This is a genomic window from Bradyrhizobium sp. Leaf396 (assembly GCF_001424605.1).
Classification (GTDB): domain Bacteria; phylum Pseudomonadota; class Alphaproteobacteria; order Rhizobiales; family Xanthobacteraceae; genus Bradyrhizobium; species Bradyrhizobium japonicum_C.
Genome location: NZ_LMQJ01000065.1, coordinates 136009 through 151254, shown reverse-complemented (window position 1 = coordinate 151254; position 15246 = coordinate 136009). Strand labels below are relative to the sequence as shown.

Here is a 15246-nt window from a genome sequence, read left to right as displayed (position 1 = left end):
GGGATCAAAGCCGCACAACTTTTCGGGCGTCAACAAGCCCTGGACTAAAACCGCGTCACAATTTCGGAAAGGAACGGTCGCGGTCGGTCCTCGCTCGGTTTCGTCGGCGTGCCGATATGGACGAGGCCGGCGAGCTTCTCGTCAGGCTTGAGGCCGAGCCCATCAAGCACGTCGCGATCGAAGGCGAACCAGCCGGTCAGCCAGCATGCGCCGTAGCCGAGCGCGCTGGCGGCCGTGACGATGTTCATGGCGCTGGCACCCGCCGACAATTCCTGCTCGAACGCCGGCACCTTCGGATGCGGCTTGGTGAAGCTCACGATGCCGATGACGAGCGGCGCGTCCATGAGCCGCTTGCGCTCGGTCTCGATGTCGGCCTCCGGCGCCCCCGGGTTCTTTCGCGCAAAGACCCTTGCGATCACCTCGCCGGCGCGCTGGCGGGCGTCGCCCTCGAAGACGATGAAGCGCCAGGGCGCGAGCTTGCCGTGGTCGGGTACGCGCGCGCCGATGGTGAGGATCGTCTCGAGCTCGGCCGGCGAGGGACCGGGCCCGGTCATTTCGCGCGGCTTGACGGAGCGGCGGGTCTTCAGGAGTTCGATGGCGTCGGGCACTGCGATATCCTCTTCGGCTGGTCGTCGGGCGTGCCACTCCGAGATAAGCACGCACGCCCGCAACCGGAAGCGAATTTAGATGGGTTTCAAGGATCAGACGCCGCCGCGTGCCCGCCGGACATCCGGCGGGGTCGCCTCGTCCACGAGGGCGGCGATCGCCTCCGCCGTCGTCATCACCTTCTGGCCGTCGCTGCCGAGGCGGCGGACCGAGACCGAGTGCGTCTCGGCTTCCTTCTTTCCGACCACGAGCAGCGCCGGGATCTTGGCCAGCGAGTGTTCGCGGACCTTGTAGTTGATCTTTTCATTGCGCAGGTCGACCTCGACCCGGAGCCCGGCGCGCCGTGCCTGCTCCATCACCACCTTGGCGTACTCGTCGCCTTCCGAGGTGATGGTCGTGACCACCGCCTGCACCGGCGAGAGCCAGAGCGGGAAGTTGCCGGCATAGTGCTCGATCAGGATGCCGATATAGCGTTCCATCGAGCCGCAGATCGCCCGGTGCACCATCACCGGCGGCTTCTTGCCGCCGTCATGGTCGATGTAGAAGGCGCCGAACCGCTCCGGCAGGTTGAAGTCGACCTGCGTGGTGCCGCACTGCCAGTCGCGACCGATGGCATCGCGCAGCACATATTCGAACTTGGGCCCGTAGAAGGCGCCTTCGCCGGGATTGATTTCGGTCTTGATGTGATTGTTCTGCGACTGGATCTCGCGCAGCACGGTAGCCATCACGCGCTCGGCGTGATCCCACATCGCATCGGTCCCGACGCGCTTCTCCGGCCGGGTCGAGAGCTTCACCGTGAGATCGCCGGTGAAGCCGAAATCCGCGTAGGTCGAGAGGATCAGGTCGTTGATCTTCAGGCACTCTTCGGCGAGCTGATCCTCCGTGCAAAAGATATGCGCATCGTCCTGGGTGAAGCCGCGCACGCGCATCAGGCCGTGCATGGCGCCGGAAGGCTCGTAGCGATGCACCACGCCGAACTCGGCGAGGCGCAGCGGCAGGTCGCGATAGCTCTTCAGGCCGTGCTTGAAGATCTGGACGTGACCCGGGCAGTTCATCGGCTTGAGCGCAAACCAGCGTTTGTCCTCGGCTTCGTCGCCGGCCGATTGCGCCGCGAACATGTTCTCGCGGTACCAGCCCCAATGGCCCGAGGTCTCCCACAGCACCTTGTCGAGGATCTGCGGCGCGTTGACCTCGTTGTAGTCGCCGGTCAGGCGGCGACGCATATAGGCGATCAACTGCTGGAAGACGGTCCAGCCCTTCGGATGCCAGAACACGACGCCCGGACCTTCCTCCTGGAAGTGGAAGAGGTCGAGCTCGCGTCCGAGCTTGCGATGGTCGCGCTTTTCGGCTTCCTCGATCTGCTTGAGGTAAGCGTCGAGATCCTCCTGCTTGGCGAAAGCCGTGCCGTAGATGCGGGTCAGCATCGGATTGTTGGAATCGCCGCGCCAATAGGCGCCGGCGACCTTCATCAGCTTGAAGGCATTTCCGACCTTGCCGGTCGAGGTCATGTGCGGGCCGCGGCACAGGTCGAACCAGTCGCCCTGGTAGTAGATCTTGATCGGCTCGCTGCCGGGAATGGCATCGACCAGTTCGACCTTGAATGCCTCGCCCTTGTCGCGGAACACCTGCTTGGTTTTTTCGCGATCCCAGACCTCTTTCGTGAAGGGCTTGTCGCGCGCGATGATCTCGCGCATCTTCTTCTCGATGGCTGCGAAGTCTTCTGGCGTGAACGGCTCGTTCCGGAAGAAGTCGTAGTAGAAACCGTTCTCGATCACGGGACCGATGGTGACCTGAGTGCCCGGCCACAGCGTCTGCACGGCTTCCGCCAGCACGTGCGCGCAGTCGTGGCGGATCAATTCGAGCGCGCGCGGATCATCGCGATTGACGAGTTCGATCTTGGCGTCGGTCTCGATCGGATCGTTGAGATCGGCGAGCGCGCCGTCGAGCGCCATCGCAACCGTGCGCTTGGCCAGCGACGGCGAGATGCCCTTGGCGATATCGAGGCCCGTGATGCCCTTGTCGAACTGGCGTTGGGCGCCGTCGGGGAAGGTGAGGGTGACCTTGGGAGCGGGAGTCACGGGTTTCAGATTGGAGAGACTGTACTGGAAGCCGGACTCGGATTTGGGCTGGTCGGTCATTGCTTTTCTCCTGAGGCTCACTCCTGCGAACGAGCGCAGGTAAGCGGGAAAGAGCGATATATCAGGCGATTCGGCCCGCGCAATCCGGCAATTCCAAGAAAGTGACGGCCAAAACCCGGGACCTTGCACCAACTATTTCGGACAGCGCCCTTCAATTGGCCGCAAGCCTGATGTACATGCATTTGCATGGAAAGAGCCCCCGCAGCCGGACGTTTCGCCCCGACCGCCCTGATGCTCGGCAATCTCGTCACCGGCTGCTCCGTGCTGGCGCCGGCAGGCATGCTGCCGGAATTGGCGACGGGACTGGAGGTCAGCATCCATGCGGCTGGACTCCTGATCACGTTCGGAGCGGTGACGCTGTGCATCGGATCGCCGCTGACGGCCTGGCTCACCAGCCGCATCGAACGGCGGACGCTGCTCGCAACAACGCTTGCGGTGCTTGCCTTCGGCAATCTCGCTTCGGCCTTCGCCCCCCACTACGCCAGCCTCCTTATCATCCGCCTCGCAATGCTCGCGGTCGGCGCGCTCTACACGCCGCAGGCCGCCGGCACGGCAGCGCTGATCGTGCCGGCCGAGCGGCGTGGCAGCACCATTGCGTACATTTTCCTCGGCTGGTCGCTGGCTGCCGCCCTTGGTTTGCCGCTGATCACCTTCATCGCCAGCCGCTATGGCTGGCGAGCGGCCTATGGTGGCATCGGCGCGCTCGGCTGCATCAGCTTGCTGCTGTTGCTGCTGCGTCTTCCGGCGGGCCTGAAGGGTGCACCGGTCGATCTGAAGACGTGGGCCGCAGTCGGGCGGAGCAGGACGATCTTGCTTCTGCTCGCGATCACGATGCTGCAGATGTCGGGGCAGTTCGTCGTGTTCACCTACATGGGCCCGTTGCTCAACAAGCTCACTGGAGCCGGTGCCGATGCGATCGGCATGGTGTTTGCGCTTTACGGTGTCTGCGGATTCCTTGGCGTCGTCCTCGCCACCCGCATCGTCGACACCTCGGGGCCTTATCGCACCTCGTTGCTGTTCACCTGGCTGCTGCTTGCCGGGATCGCGGGCTGGGCGGTGAGCGCAGGCTCGCTCGTCTTGATGGCGGTCGCGGTCGCGACCTGGGGACTAGGCTTCGCTTCCACCAATTCGATGCAGCAGGTGCGACTGGTCGCAGCGGCGCCGCCGCTGGCATCGGCGACCGTCGCGCTCAATACCTCGGTCCTCTATATCGGCCAGGCGGTCGGCTCCGCCGTCGGTGGCCTGCTGTTTGCCCGCGAGCTCCTGCACACGCTCGGCTTCGTCGCCGTCGGTTTCGTCGTGCTGGCGCTGATCCTGGTGGTCCTGACCCGGCCCGGTCCGGTGGCTGCCACGTCCTGACACTCGCGCATGATGTGCGCAAGGCGCTTGGCAAACCGCGCGCGAGGGCGCTAGAACGCCGGTCATGGGGACCAAAGAGAGTTGACTGAGATGAGGATGATTCTGGCGGTTGCCGCGGTGCTCTATTCAGCCTCCGCATTTGCGCAAGCCGACAAGCCACCGATGGTCGGAGACAAGCCGCTGGTGCAGGTCAAGCCCAAAGAGGCCGCGGCCAAGCCTGCCGCGGCATCGAAGGGCAAGCCGCAGTCGATCGCCGTCCGGCTCCAGGCCTGTCTCGAGATCGACGACGGCACCAAGGATCGCCTCAACTGCTACGACGCCGTGATCCCGCCGGCGCCGAAACCGAAGCCCGCGAAGGCCAAGGGCTACGCCGATTGCCGGTTCTTCAAGGAAGAGGACGAGCGGCTCGCCTGCTTCAACGGCTTTGCCGAGAGCATTCCGAAGCTGCCCAAGAACTGATGTTCGCGAGCCCAAGCGCGATGCGCTCCAAGGCTCGCCCCGATCGAGGTGGGCAAGAGCGCCTAACGGCCCGCTGCGGATGGATTGGTTGAGGCTACGCGCGCAAGCGCGAGCGAGGGCGTGGCCGACATCTTCACCAGCACGTCCTTGAGCGGATCCTGCGTCCAGGCCCGCGTCACGTAATCGCGATGGGTGATGCCTTCGCCGGTCTCGACGAATACCACACTGCCGGGTTGTAACGGCTCGTCCATGTCCTCGGACACGCTGATGCCCTTCTGCCGCAGCATGCTCATGAGCTCGCGGTCGCGCCGTGCCGTGTGGCGAGTATAGGAGCTGACGAAGAAACCGGAGCGGTGGCTCTCGATCCAGGAGGCGAATTTGTCCAGCTCGCCGTAGACGGCGTCGAGCAGCACGACGCCGCGCACGCGGTCGCTGATGCCGCCGACCTGCAGGCTCCAGGCCGTCGGCAGGAAGCCGCCGCTGTAGCCGACGATCACGATCGGCATGTTGGCGAAGGCACGCGCACCGTTGGGGTCGCCGGTGATGCGGGCGAGATGCTCGGCCGATTCCGCCATGAAGCGTTTGAAGCCGCCCGGCTGCCAGAACTTGCCGGCGCTGGAATCGGCGGCGTCCACCGCCATCTGCGGAGCGAGAAGCACGGCGTTGGCGCCGGAATCGGTGATCTGCTTGGGCACCAGCTGGCGGTTGCGCACGTCCCGCTCCAGCGTGGCGCCGTTGCCATGGAAGAACACCACGATCACACCCGGCTTACGCACGTCGAAATGCTCGGGCACGTGCACCAGCACGCGGTTGTCGTTGTAAGTCTCGTCCTGCCAGTAGACGCGCCCGGAATAGCTGCGGTGGCCGCGGCGGTCGCCCTTGGAAATGTTGAGGAAGGGCGCGTCCGAGGCGGGATTGTTGCCGAAATAGGGAAATGCCGACGACTTCATGCTGACGAGCGTCGTCAGGTCCTCGCGCGGCGGACGCCTGTAGGGGACCTGCGGTTCGAGAGAAGCCACTTTGTAGGACGCTTGCTCCGGCGGTTGTTGCTGGACAGCGCGCTTGGGCGAGAAATCCGACATCTGCCGCTGCAGGAAACTCTCGCTCGCCGAGGGAAAGCGCTCTTTGAATCGCGGGGCCGGAAAGCGGTCCTCGAACGTGTCGCCGCTTGCCATTCGTGAATTGGAGGTCTGCGAATTGGTTTTCGCGACGACCTGGACATTTGCCTGCGAATGCGCGGCCAGCGCTGTCGGATCGGGCGCCTTGCCGCAGTGCCCCAGCGCCAGCGACAATGGCAGCAAGGCTGAGATCAGGCCGACTTGGAGCGCGCGACCGGGCCGACCGGATCGTGTCCGGTCGGCACGAAAGTCAGCTCTCAGTGTCGAAACGGCCCCGAACATCCACCCATGACCCCAAGCCACGACATCAAGTCCGTCGGCGCATCTTGAGACAATTGAGCCGACTGGCATTTAGGCGACGTTAAGCGTCCGGAGAAATTCCCCACATCCGGAACGCTCAAGCTGACCAAGAGATCGTGTCCTGATTGTGGGGACGGGGAGCAGGATGCATCTGGCGGAGCCCGCCTCATCGTCCGAAGGCGCACGCAAACGGTGTCTTAATACCCGACTGCCTTCGCCTCATTTAGCCCTTGTTAACCCTGCTTGAATTGACTGGACCAATCTGCACGACCGGCCCACGAGGCGAGAGGCCTGAGGTTAGGACCCCGATGACGGCATCAGATGCGGGAACCGCAGCCTGGACGGGCCGGCTGACCGGGAGCGGGGCCGGAGTCTCCGTTCCGGTTGCAACCGCAATCGTTGTGGCCGACATGATCGGGGTTGGCGTCTTCACCAGCCTTGGCTTCCAGGTCAAGGACATCCCGTCGGGCTTCTCGATCCTGCTGCTGTGGACGGTCGGCGGCATCGTCGCGCTGTGCGGGGTGTTTGCGTACAGCGAGCTGGGCGCGATGTTTCCGCGCTCGAGCGGCGAGTACAATTTCCTTGGCCGTGCCTATCATCCGGCCTTCGGCTTTCTCGCCGGCTGGGTGTCGGCGACGGTCGGCTTCGCGGCTCCGGTCGCCCTCGCCGCGATGGCGTTTGGCGAATACGCCAAATCGGTCGTGCCCGATCTGTCGCCGATCCCGCTTGCCATAGGCGTGGTGTGGCTGGTCTCGCTCGTGCAACTGACCGGCGTCAAGCGCTCCGCGACGTTCCAGCTGATCTCGACCATCCTCAAGGTCGTGCTGATTGTCGCCTTCCTCGTGGCCGGCTTCATCATCGGCGTGCCGCAGCCGATCGCCTTCACGCCGCAGCCGGGCGACCTCGCCCACATCGTCAGTGCGCCCTTCGCGATCGGCCTTGTCTTCGTGATGTACTCGTTCTCAGGCTGGAATGCCGCGACCTACATCATCGGCGAGATGAACACGCCGCAGCAGAGCCTGCCGCGTGCGCTGCTTGCGGGCACGGTCATCGTGCTCGTGCTGTATGTCGCGCTGAACGCGGTGTTTCTCTATTCCACGCCGGTCGGCGCGCTTGCCGGGCAGCTCGACGTCGCGAGCGTCGCCGGCAGCGCCATTTTCGGCAGCCTCGGCGGCCGGATCGTCGGCGCGATGATCTGCTTCGGTCTGATCTCCTCGATCAGCGCGATGATGTGGATCGGCCCGCGCGTGATGATGACGATGGGCGAGGACATACCGGCTCTGCGCGCATTCTCGCGCAAATCAGTGAGCGGTGCACCGGCCTACGCCATCCTGTTTCAGCTTGCGGTCGCGACCTTGCTGCTGTTCACGCGCAGCTTCGAGGCCGTGCTCGACTTTATCCAGTTCGCGCTGTTGTTCTGCTCGTTCTTCACGGTTGCCGGCGTCATCAAGCTCCGCATCACCAATCCCGATTTGCCGCGGCCCTACCGGGCCTGGGGATACCCGTTTACGCCGTTCGTTTTCCTGCTCGTGACCGCGTTCATGATGTACTACCTTTTGACCGAGCGGCCGGTGCAGTCGCTCTCGGGGATGCTCGTGATGCTCTCGGGCCTGTTGATCTATGCCGTTTTCCGCAGGCGGCCGGTCGCCGCTGCCGCTTCACCACATCGCGAATAGACATGGTCGAACTCTTGAGAATTGCGGCGGTCGCTTTCGCCTTCTTCGCCGCGGCAGCTTCGTCCGCGCACGCCGCCGAGGTCACTTTCGACGACACCGCGCGCTTCCTTGCGGGCATGCAGCCGTCGGCCGACTCGCCGCTGGTGCCGCTCACGAAGGATCCAGGCTGGCAGCGTCACGCAAAATTCTTCGATGGCGCATTCGCGCAGCTCGAGCAGCGCCAGCTCTCGAAGATACGCAATTGGGCCGATGTCAATCTCGCCGCGCCCCGGCCGACCATGTTCTACATGTTCAGCGGCCCGGATTTCCTCTACGCCGACGCGTTCTACTCCAAAGCGAGCACCTATGTGCTCGGCGCCCTGGAGCCGATTGGCGCCGTGCCCGACCTCACGCGCCTGTCGCGCGGTTCGATCGGAGCCGCGCTCTACAACGTCGAGCGCTCCCTCGGCTCCATCCTGAGCTTCTCCTTCTTCATCACCAAGCAGATGAAGGTCGACCTGAGTGCCAACCAGGTCAACGGCACCTTGCCGATCCTCTATGTCTTCCTTGCGCGCTCCGGCAAGACCATCCGCAATGTCGAGATGGTCGCGCTCGACGACAAGGGCGGGCTGCATGTCGGCGACGACAATCCGGGACGTAGTGCGACGCGCGGCGTCCGGATCACCTTTGCGGGCAGCGATGGGGAAACGCGCACGCTGTACTATTTTTCGACCGACCTCTCCAATTCTGGCGCACGCGCCGCAGGGTTCCTGAAGTTCTGCGAGACGCTCGGGCCCGGCAACAGCCTGCTCAAAAGCGCGTCCTATCTGCTGCACTCCGGCAACTTCACCGTCGTTCGCGACTGGCTGCTCGCCAACAGCGCCACGATCATCCAGGACGATTCCGGCATTCCGCTCGCGAATTACAATGCGCGGCAGTGGCGGTTCTTCCCATTCGGCCGCTATCTCGGCCCCATCGACGAATTCCCCGGCCGCTACCAGGAGCGCTACGCCCAGTTGTTCACGCGCGCTCAGCCGATCGACTTCGGAGTCGGCTATCGCTGGCGGATGCACGAGTCGAACTTGCTGCTGGCGGTGAAGGTGCCGGGCAGCGAGACCGCGCCGGCTGCGGAGACCACTTCCACCGCCGAGCCAGCGCCGAAGCCGCCCCGCCCGAAGCGGCTGCGGCCACCGGAATCCATCCCGCCGTCACAGGGACGCTTCTATTGGTTCCGATAGCTACCAGTGCACACTCTGGCTCGGCACGATAAACGTCGTCGTGCTGGGCGGCGTCGCAAGACTGTCCGCCAAATACCAGCTTGAGGCGACGACGAGAGCGAGCAGTGCGACAATGGCGAGCAGGTCCATGGCTCTGGGATCGTGTCGCCGATGACTGAGGTGCGGACCGAGCCTGAAATGGAAAGGGGGGCTGATTTTCCAGCGCATCGTTGTTTCCTCCCGTGGGAGCATCGAAACAACGCGAGCGGAAAGTTCCTGTTCCGATCGCGGCGCAAGGAGCACCACAGCCAAGGTCAAGATGCATTGACCCCGCGCCAGCGGCCGTAGCGCCAGGGCAGATACCACCGAGCGCCCTTCGGCGCGGTGAGGGGGACGTTGTCGATACCTGATGTGCCGAAGGGATTGCAGCGCAGCAGGCGAGCGAGCGTCATCCATCCTCCGGCCCACAAGCCGAACCGCTCGATCGCTTCATCGCCGTAAACGGAGCAGGTCGGCAGGTGCCGGCAGTTGTAGCCCACCAGGGGCGACAGCGTATGGCGATACAGCCAAATCAGCGCACGGCCGAATCTGCGCGGCAGCCGGAGCGCACTCTCAATGGAACAATGCTCGCGGGCTGAGTGCTTCATGTGCGCTTTGCTGCGATCTTGAGCGAGGTGTTGCACGGTTCCGGCGCAGGGAACTGGTAAGCTGCTGTTTATGCGCCATATTCTGCCTGCTTTTAGGGAGCAGTGCAGCAAGTATCTATGGACGATCTGTATTCCCCCGGATACCATTTTTGTGACGTCCATGTGTAAACTAATCGGACGCAAAACGGGGCTGACCTGAATCGCCTTGGGGCTTGGGGAAGGGACCAGTTTGAAACTTCTGACGTCGCTCAATTTTCGCGGCTGGTTGCTGGTAGGAGCCGCCGTTTGTGGTGTCGCGCTGTCGGGCGCCGTCGCGACATTCGGGTCGTCGGCGCGAGCGGGTAGTGCGCTCGAGGAGCGCAAGCTGCCGATGAAGTTCAACTGGGTCGCCTGCGAACCGAACTGCCGCGGCTGGATCAGCGCAGTCGGCATCATCACTGCCGATACCCCCAGGGAATTCGAAGAGTTTTCGCGCGGGCGCCAGCTCGGCGGCGCCACCGTGGTGCTCGATTCCAGCGGCGGTTCCGTAAATGATGCGATCACGCTTGGGCGCCGCTTCCGCAACCTCGGACTGTCGACCACGGTCGGCGTGAGCCTTCGCGGCGGGCCGTCGACTCGGCCGGCTGTCGCGCCAGAGGCCTATTGCGAATCGATGTGCGTGTTCCTGTTGTTGGCCGGCAAGAAGCGATACGTGCCGGCGGCCGCACATGTCCGGGTCCACCAGATCTGGATGGGCGACCGCGCCGATGATGCCAAGGCCGCGAGCTACAGCGCGCAGGATCTGATGATCGTGGAGCGCGACATCGGTCGCCTTGCCAAATACACATTCGACATGGGCGGCACCGGCGATCTGCTGTCGCTTGCGCTCAGTGTCCCGCCCTGGGAAGACCTGCACGAACTCGATGCTGGTGAGCTCAAGCTCGCCAATCTGGTCACGACCGATCTCGTGGCTGACGTGCTCCCGCATATGGACATTTCCGCGCCGGCAATGGCGGGGCTTGCGCCAAAGACGCAAGCCAGATTCGCCACGGAACAGGAGCCGTCCAAATCGACCAAGACGGCGGAGGCCGTCGTGCCGACGGGCGGCGTGGCGGCGCCGGCACCGGAGAAGTAAGCTCTTCAATAATATCGGCCGTGATTCCGGCGCGGAGCGCGGGCTGTGGCGCGCCAGCGCCCACCTGAGAACGCGCCCCGTGATCTTCGCACCAGGCGTCGTGCGGCGCCTAAAATAAAGGAGCGGTCAGCCCTGCGCCGCGGCCGGCTGCTTGGCCTTGGCCTCGATCTGGCCGATCGCATCGACCACGGCATCGAAGGTTAGCAGCGTCGAGGCATGGCGCGCTTTGTAGTCGCGAACGGGTTCGAGGAACTTGATCTCCTCCCATTTGCCTTCAGGAGGCGCGCCGTTCTCCTTCAGCATCTTGCGAACAGTTTCCCGTAACTCGCGGAGTTCGCTCGCAGTCGAGCCGACCACGTGACTTGCCATGATGGATGAAGACGCCTGGCCCAGGGCGCACGCCTTCACGTCATGGGCGAAGTCGGTGACCGTGTCGCCGTTCATCTTGAGATCGACCTTCACGGTCGAGCCGCACAGCTTGGAGTGGGCTGTGGCGGAAGCATCGGGGTCCGAAAGCCGCCCGAGGCGCGGAATATTCCCGGCCAGCTCAATGATCCGCTTGTTATAAATGTCGTTCAGCATGTGATGGAGTCCAACACTGCGGCGCCGGATCGGCCTTGGCGGGCGCCACCCAGGGGCCTATATAGGGATGGAACTGGCGGAAAAATAGTCCCGCGCTGCGGCGGTGTGATCCAGAGCGTTGGCTCCGACGTAATGATTTGCGGACTTTCGCCGAAACTGTTCTCTTCAGGCGTCCGGCGGCTTTCCCGCCCCGTCTGCCGGTGACACTCCGGCCGCGAGGCCGTCGAACGGAGTCGATATGGACGCTGCAATCAAATCCATCCGCCCCAACAAGCCCTCCGACCGGCAGCCCGAGAGCCGCCCGGCGGAGCTGGACCCCGCCGAGTTCCTCGCGGCCGCCGTCCGCGCCGATCAGCCGCGCCCGGCGCGTGCCGAGGCGGAAGCCGCGGTCAAGACGCTGCTCGCCTATATCGGCGAGAATACCGAGCGCGAGGGCCTGCTCGACACGCCGCGCCGCGTGGTGGAGGCTTTCGACGAGCTCTATCAGGGCTACCACCAGTGCCCGGCCGAGGTACTCGACCGCACCTTCGGCGAGACAGCGGGCTATGACGATTTCGTGCTGGTGCGCGACATCGAGTTCACCTCGCAGTGCGAGCATCACATGATGCCGTTCTACGGCAAGGCGCACATCGCCTATACGCCGGTGGAGCGCGTCGTCGGCCTGTCCAAGCTTGCCCGTCTCACCGACATCTTCGCCCGCCGCCTCCAGACCCAGGAGCACCTGACGGCGCAGATCGCGGCGGCCATCGACGAGGTCCTCAAACCCCGCGGCGTTGCCGTGCTGATCGAGGCCGAGCATACCTGCATGTCGGTGCGCGGCGTTGCCAAGCATGGCGCCTCCACCTTCACCAGCCGCTTCACCGGCATGTTCCGCGACAATCCGGCGGAGCAGGCCCGTTTCCTGTCCCTGGTGCGAGGCACGCGCTGACCTCGCGAACAGATCGGCGACGTCGTCGTGTCCGCTCACTCCCATGAGATCGAGGAAGGTCTTGCCTTCCTGCCCAAGTTCGATGCCGCAGGCCTGGTGACCTGCGTCGCGACCGACGCCGTTACTGGCGATGTGCTCATGGTCGCGCACATGAACGAGGAGGCGCTGCGCAAGACCGTTGCCACCGGCGAGGCCTGGTACTTCAGCCGCTCGCGCAATGCCTTGTGGCGAAAAGGTGAGACCTCCGGTCAGACCCAACGCGTGATCGAGATGCGCACCGATTGCGACCAGGACGCGGTCTGGATCCGCGTCGAGCAGATCGGCGCCGCCTGCCACACCGGTCGGAGGTCGTGCTTCTACCGCAAGGTCGAGGCCGAGGGCGGCGGAGCGAAGCTGGTCTTCGCCGACGCCGAGCGGCTGTTCGATCCGAGCGAGATCTACAAGAAATGACTTCCGTCATTCCGGACGGCTCGAAGTGCCGATCCGGAATCTCGAAATTCCGGGTTCGCACCTGCGGTGCGCCCCGGAATGACGGGCATGGCTGAGTTAACTCCGCATTAACCATACCTGTCTCACGGTGAGACGACACGGGCGCCGAATTGCCGGCGCCGCGGAACGCCGCACGGGGCGGGTACTTCATCATGTCGGTCGACAATTCCAGTGCGACGCACACGGCCGGTCTCGACCCCTCGCGCGCGCGGGTCGCCGGTGCGATCAAGCAGGCCTCGAACATCTCCGGCGTCAGCTTCCAGTACATGCTGACCACCGCCAAGATGGAATCGGACTTCAATCCGACGGCTGCTGCCCCCACCTCGTCCGCCCAGGGGCTCTACCAGTTCATCGACCAGACATGGCTAGGCACCGTCAAAGAGGCGGGCGCCCAGCTCGGCTACGGCAGCTACGCCGACGCCATCACCAGGACGCCGTCGGGTACCTACACCGTCGATGATCCCGTGAAGAAGCGGTCGATCATGAAGCTGCGCGATGATCCGGAGGCGGCATCGAGCATGGCCGCGGCGCTGACGCAGTCGAACAGCTTCAAGCTCACCGGCCTTCTCGGCCGCAGGCCCAGCGACAGCGAGCTCTACATGGCCCATTTCATGGGCGTCGGCGGAGCCGCAAAACTCATCGCCAATGCCGAGGACAATCCGCAAGCCGTCGGCGCGAGGCTGTTTCCCAATGCGGCTGCCGCAAACCGCTCGATCTTCTACGCGAAAGATGGCCGCGCCCGCAGCGTCTCCGAGGTCTATTCGGTGCTCGACGCGCGCTACGCCAGTGCGGCCAACTCGAAAGTGACCCGCAGCGCGATGGCGATGTATGGCGGCGCGCCGTCGACCACTGAGGTGGCGAGCGCAAGCGGCGTGCTGCCGAGCGCACCCGTGATCGACAATGCCGCATATCTTCAGACGTTTCCGAACACGCGCGCGGTGACGCCCGTCAGCGCGACGACGTCGAAAACGCTTGCCGAGAATGCTCCAAGCACTCCGGTGTTTCGTTCGATCTATCAGCCCGGCGATGCGACGCAGCCGGTCTCCGCGACGGTGCAGAAATTATGGGGCAACAACGCCTCGCTCACGTCAATTGCCTCGGCAACGCCGGACGTTCGGCCGCCGCAGCCGCTCGACCTCTTCAGCGATCGCAGCGGCACGTTCTCGAGTTAACGCCACTCTCGCATCTGCGGGGAGCATCGCCTGAGGCGGCGCTGCGATACGTCCGGCACGCAGCCCAGGCGCCCCTGTCCTTAACAAATCATCAATGAAACCAGCCAGTTATGGTGAACGCTTTGTTAAGCGTCGTGGTTTATTTTGTATTGCAGGTGGCGAGAGGTCACCATTTCGTTTGTTGTGTAAGCCGGAAACAGGATGATTGTTCGGCAGTTCATCAATTGGATCAGAACGGCGCCGGCCGGCGAGCGGGCCGAGGCAACGCGGGCACTGGCCCGGGCCTGGCTGATCTCGGACCTTTCTGCAGACGACCGTATCGCCGCCGAAGGCGCGCTTCTGATGCTCCTGGACGATCCCTCGCCGCTGGTGCGACAGGCGATGGCCGAGGCCTTTGCCCGCAGCCTTGAAGCGCCGGCCGCAATCGTGCGGGCGCTGTCGGCAGACCAGCCGAGTGTCGCGCTGCCCGTCCTCGAACATTCTCCGCTGCTGATCGACGCCGATCTCGTCGACATCGTTGCGACCGGCAACGAAGAGGTGCAATGCGCGGTCGCCCGCCGCATTGCGCTGCCGGTATCGGTCTGCGCCGCCATCGCCGAAGTCGGCTGCGCGGCTGCCGCGCTGGAGCTGATCGAAAACCCACATGCCGAACTGGCGCCGTTCTCCTGGGACCGCATCGTCGAGCGCCACGGCCATCTCGCCGCGATCCGCGAGGCGATGCTGGTGCTGGAGGATCTGCCGGCGGCAACGCGCGCAGCGCTGGTGGCAAAGCTCTCGGAGATGCTGGCGCAATTCGTGGTGGCGCGGAACTGGCTGAGCGCCGATCGCGCGGACCGCATCACGATCGAGGCACGCGACCGCTCCACCATGAACATCGCGGCACGCTCCCGCGGAGAGGATATGCAGGGCCTGGTGCGTCACCTGCGCGTCACCGGCCAGCTGACCGCAGGACTGATCCTGCGTGCACTGCTGTCGAGCAATCTCGATCTGTTCGATGCGGCACTTGCCGAGCTTGCCGATCTGCCGCTGGCACGCGTCTCGGCGCTGCTGCACGACCGCGGCGGCAACAGCCTGCAGGCGCTGCTGCGCCGCGCCGGGCTGCCCGAGACGACGTTTGCGGCGTTCCAGGTTGCGCTCGATGCCTGTCACGAGCAGGGTTTTGTCGACAGCGATGACGGTGCGGTGCGGCTCCGCCGGCGCATGGTCGAGCGCGTGCTCACCCATTGCGAGATGGAGCGCGGCGTCACCGAGCCGCTGATGGTCCTGCTCCGCCGCTTCGCCACGGAGTCTGCGCGTGAAGAGGCAAGGCTGTTCTGCGACGAGCTGGTCGCGGAAGAGGCGATGGACCCGGCCTATGACGATCTGATCGCGGCCTAGAAGGATCAGCAAACTGCGTCGTTGCGAGCGCAGCGAAGCAATCCAGACTGTTTCCGCGGAGCGATTCTGGATTGCTTCGCTGCGC

The 15246-nt window shown here is 64.4% G+C and carries 15 protein-coding genes; 9 read left to right on the top strand and 6 right to left on the bottom strand.

Translation table 11 applies throughout. The annotated features are described in order from the left end of the window. Nucleotides 1-44 precede the first annotated feature (44 nt). The gene (locus ASG57_RS33640) at nucleotides 45-608 is read right to left on the bottom strand and encodes a nitroreductase family protein (protein WP_057199015.1); all 564 of its coding nucleotides are present in this window, start codon (nucleotides 606-608) and stop codon (nucleotides 45-47) included. 93 nt (nucleotides 609-701) lie between these two features. Beyond that, nucleotides 702-2744 (bottom strand): threonine--tRNA ligase, encoded by a 2043-nt coding sequence (gene thrS, locus ASG57_RS33635; RefSeq protein WP_057199014.1) that lies wholly within the window; start codon nucleotides 2742-2744, stop codon nucleotides 702-704. A gap of 186 nt (nucleotides 2745-2930) precedes the next feature. Here thrS and ASG57_RS33630 point away from each other — a divergent pair, with 186 nt between their 5' ends. Then, a complete protein-coding gene (locus ASG57_RS33630; RefSeq protein WP_024340726.1) occupies nucleotides 2931-4103 on the top strand; it encodes an MFS transporter in 1173 nt (390 codons plus the stop codon). A 90-nt stretch (nucleotides 4104-4193) separates the two neighbouring features. After that, on the top strand, nucleotides 4194-4562 hold the full coding sequence (locus ASG57_RS33625) for a hypothetical protein (protein ID WP_024340725.1): 369 nt from the start codon (nucleotides 4194-4196) through the stop codon (nucleotides 4560-4562). A 62-nt stretch (nucleotides 4563-4624) separates the two neighbouring features. On the opposite strand, the gene ASG57_RS33620 is transcribed toward ASG57_RS33625, so the two are convergent. After that, nucleotides 4625-5962, bottom strand: coding sequence for an alpha/beta hydrolase (locus ASG57_RS33620; protein WP_057199013.1), 1338 nt, complete (start codon nucleotides 5960-5962; stop codon nucleotides 4625-4627). Nucleotides 5963-6288: 326 nt separating this feature from the next. Here ASG57_RS33620 and ASG57_RS33615 point away from each other — a divergent pair, with 326 nt between their 5' ends. Both ASG57_RS33615 and ASG57_RS33610 read left to right on the top strand, forming a co-directional pair. Further along, nucleotides 6289-7656: an APC family permease gene (locus ASG57_RS33615; RefSeq protein WP_057199012.1), complete on the top strand. Its 1368-nt coding sequence runs from the start codon at nucleotides 6289-6291 to the stop codon at nucleotides 7654-7656. Between the two features lie 2 nt (nucleotides 7657-7658). After that, nucleotides 7659-8873: a hypothetical protein gene (locus ASG57_RS33610; protein ID WP_024340722.1), complete on the top strand. Its 1215-nt coding sequence runs from the start codon at nucleotides 7659-7661 to the stop codon at nucleotides 8871-8873. On the opposite strand, the gene ASG57_RS33605 is transcribed toward ASG57_RS33610, so the two are convergent. Both ASG57_RS33605 and yidD read right to left on the bottom strand, forming a co-directional pair. Next, nucleotides 8874-9080, bottom strand: coding sequence for a hypothetical protein (locus ASG57_RS33605; RefSeq protein ID WP_024340721.1), 207 nt, complete (start codon nucleotides 9078-9080; stop codon nucleotides 8874-8876). 86 nt (nucleotides 9081-9166) lie between these two features. Then, the gene (gene yidD / locus ASG57_RS33600) at nucleotides 9167-9499 is read right to left on the bottom strand and encodes a membrane protein insertion efficiency factor YidD (protein ID WP_024340720.1); all 333 of its coding nucleotides are present in this window, start codon (nucleotides 9497-9499) and stop codon (nucleotides 9167-9169) included. Between the two features lie 229 nt (nucleotides 9500-9728). Between yidD and ASG57_RS33595 the strand changes: the two genes are divergently transcribed. Beyond that, the gene (locus ASG57_RS33595; RefSeq protein ID WP_024340719.1) at nucleotides 9729-10613 is read left to right on the top strand and encodes a COG3904 family protein; all 885 of its coding nucleotides are present in this window, start codon (nucleotides 9729-9731) and stop codon (nucleotides 10611-10613) included. Between the two features lie 126 nt (nucleotides 10614-10739). On the opposite strand, the gene ASG57_RS33590 is transcribed toward ASG57_RS33595, so the two are convergent. After that, nucleotides 10740-11195 carry an iron-sulfur cluster assembly scaffold protein gene (locus tag ASG57_RS33590; protein ID WP_024340718.1) on the bottom strand — a complete coding sequence of 152 codons (456 nt, stop codon included), beginning with the start codon at nucleotides 11193-11195 and terminating at the stop codon, nucleotides 10740-10742. Nucleotides 11196-11433: 238 nt separating this feature from the next. Between ASG57_RS33590 and folE the strand changes: the two genes are divergently transcribed. The 4 genes from folE to ASG57_RS33570 all read left to right on the top strand — a co-directional run bounded on the left by folE (nucleotide 11434) and on the right by ASG57_RS33570 (nucleotide 15161). Continuing rightward, the gene (folE, locus tag ASG57_RS33585) at nucleotides 11434-12123 is read left to right on the top strand and encodes a GTP cyclohydrolase I FolE (RefSeq protein WP_024340717.1); all 690 of its coding nucleotides are present in this window, start codon (nucleotides 11434-11436) and stop codon (nucleotides 12121-12123) included. A 27-nt stretch (nucleotides 12124-12150) separates the two neighbouring features. After that, nucleotides 12151-12573 carry a phosphoribosyl-AMP cyclohydrolase gene (gene hisI / locus ASG57_RS33580; RefSeq protein ID WP_024340716.1) on the top strand — a complete coding sequence of 141 codons (423 nt, stop codon included), beginning with the start codon at nucleotides 12151-12153 and terminating at the stop codon, nucleotides 12571-12573. Between the two features lie 191 nt (nucleotides 12574-12764). Continuing rightward, entirely contained in the window at nucleotides 12765-13784 is a 1020-nt protein-coding gene (locus tag ASG57_RS33575; RefSeq protein WP_230646559.1) for a transglycosylase SLT domain-containing protein, read from the top strand. Nucleotides 13785-13985: 201 nt separating this feature from the next. Then, complete coding sequence (locus ASG57_RS33570) at nucleotides 13986-15161, top strand: DUF2336 domain-containing protein (RefSeq protein ID WP_024340714.1); 1176 nt, start codon at nucleotides 13986-13988, stop codon at nucleotides 15159-15161. The last annotated feature ends 85 nt before the right edge of the window (nucleotides 15162-15246 follow it).

Coding starts and splice junctions, on each gene's coding strand:
- ASG57_RS33590 (WP_024340718.1), bottom strand. CDS start 11,195: ATGCTGAACGACATTTATAACAAGCGGATCATTGAGCTGGCCGGGAAT.
- ASG57_RS33610 (WP_024340722.1), top strand. CDS start 7,659: ATGGTCGAACTCTTGAGAATTGCGGCGGTCGCTTTCGCCTTCTTCGCC.
- folE (WP_024340717.1), top strand. CDS start 11,434: ATGGACGCTGCAATCAAATCCATCCGCCCCAACAAGCCCTCCGACCGG.
- ASG57_RS33605 (WP_024340721.1), bottom strand. CDS start 9,080: ATGCGCTGGAAAATCAGCCCCCCTTTCCATTTCAGGCTCGGTCCGCAC.
- thrS (WP_057199014.1), bottom strand. CDS start 2,744: ATGACCGACCAGCCCAAATCCGAGTCCGGCTTCCAGTACAGTCTCTCC.
- yidD (WP_024340720.1), bottom strand. CDS start 9,499: ATGAAGCACTCAGCCCGCGAGCATTGTTCCATTGAGAGTGCGCTCCGG.
- ASG57_RS33620 (WP_057199013.1), bottom strand. CDS start 5,962: ATGTTCGGGGCCGTTTCGACACTGAGAGCTGACTTTCGTGCCGACCGG.
- ASG57_RS33615 (WP_057199012.1), top strand. CDS start 6,289: ATGACGGCATCAGATGCGGGAACCGCAGCCTGGACGGGCCGGCTGACC.
- ASG57_RS33575 (WP_230646559.1), top strand. CDS start 12,765: ATGTCGGTCGACAATTCCAGTGCGACGCACACGGCCGGTCTCGACCCC.
- ASG57_RS33570 (WP_024340714.1), top strand. CDS start 13,986: ATGATTGTTCGGCAGTTCATCAATTGGATCAGAACGGCGCCGGCCGGC.
- ASG57_RS33625 (WP_024340725.1), top strand. CDS start 4,194: ATGAGGATGATTCTGGCGGTTGCCGCGGTGCTCTATTCAGCCTCCGCA.
- ASG57_RS33630 (WP_024340726.1), top strand. CDS start 2,931: ATGGAAAGAGCCCCCGCAGCCGGACGTTTCGCCCCGACCGCCCTGATG.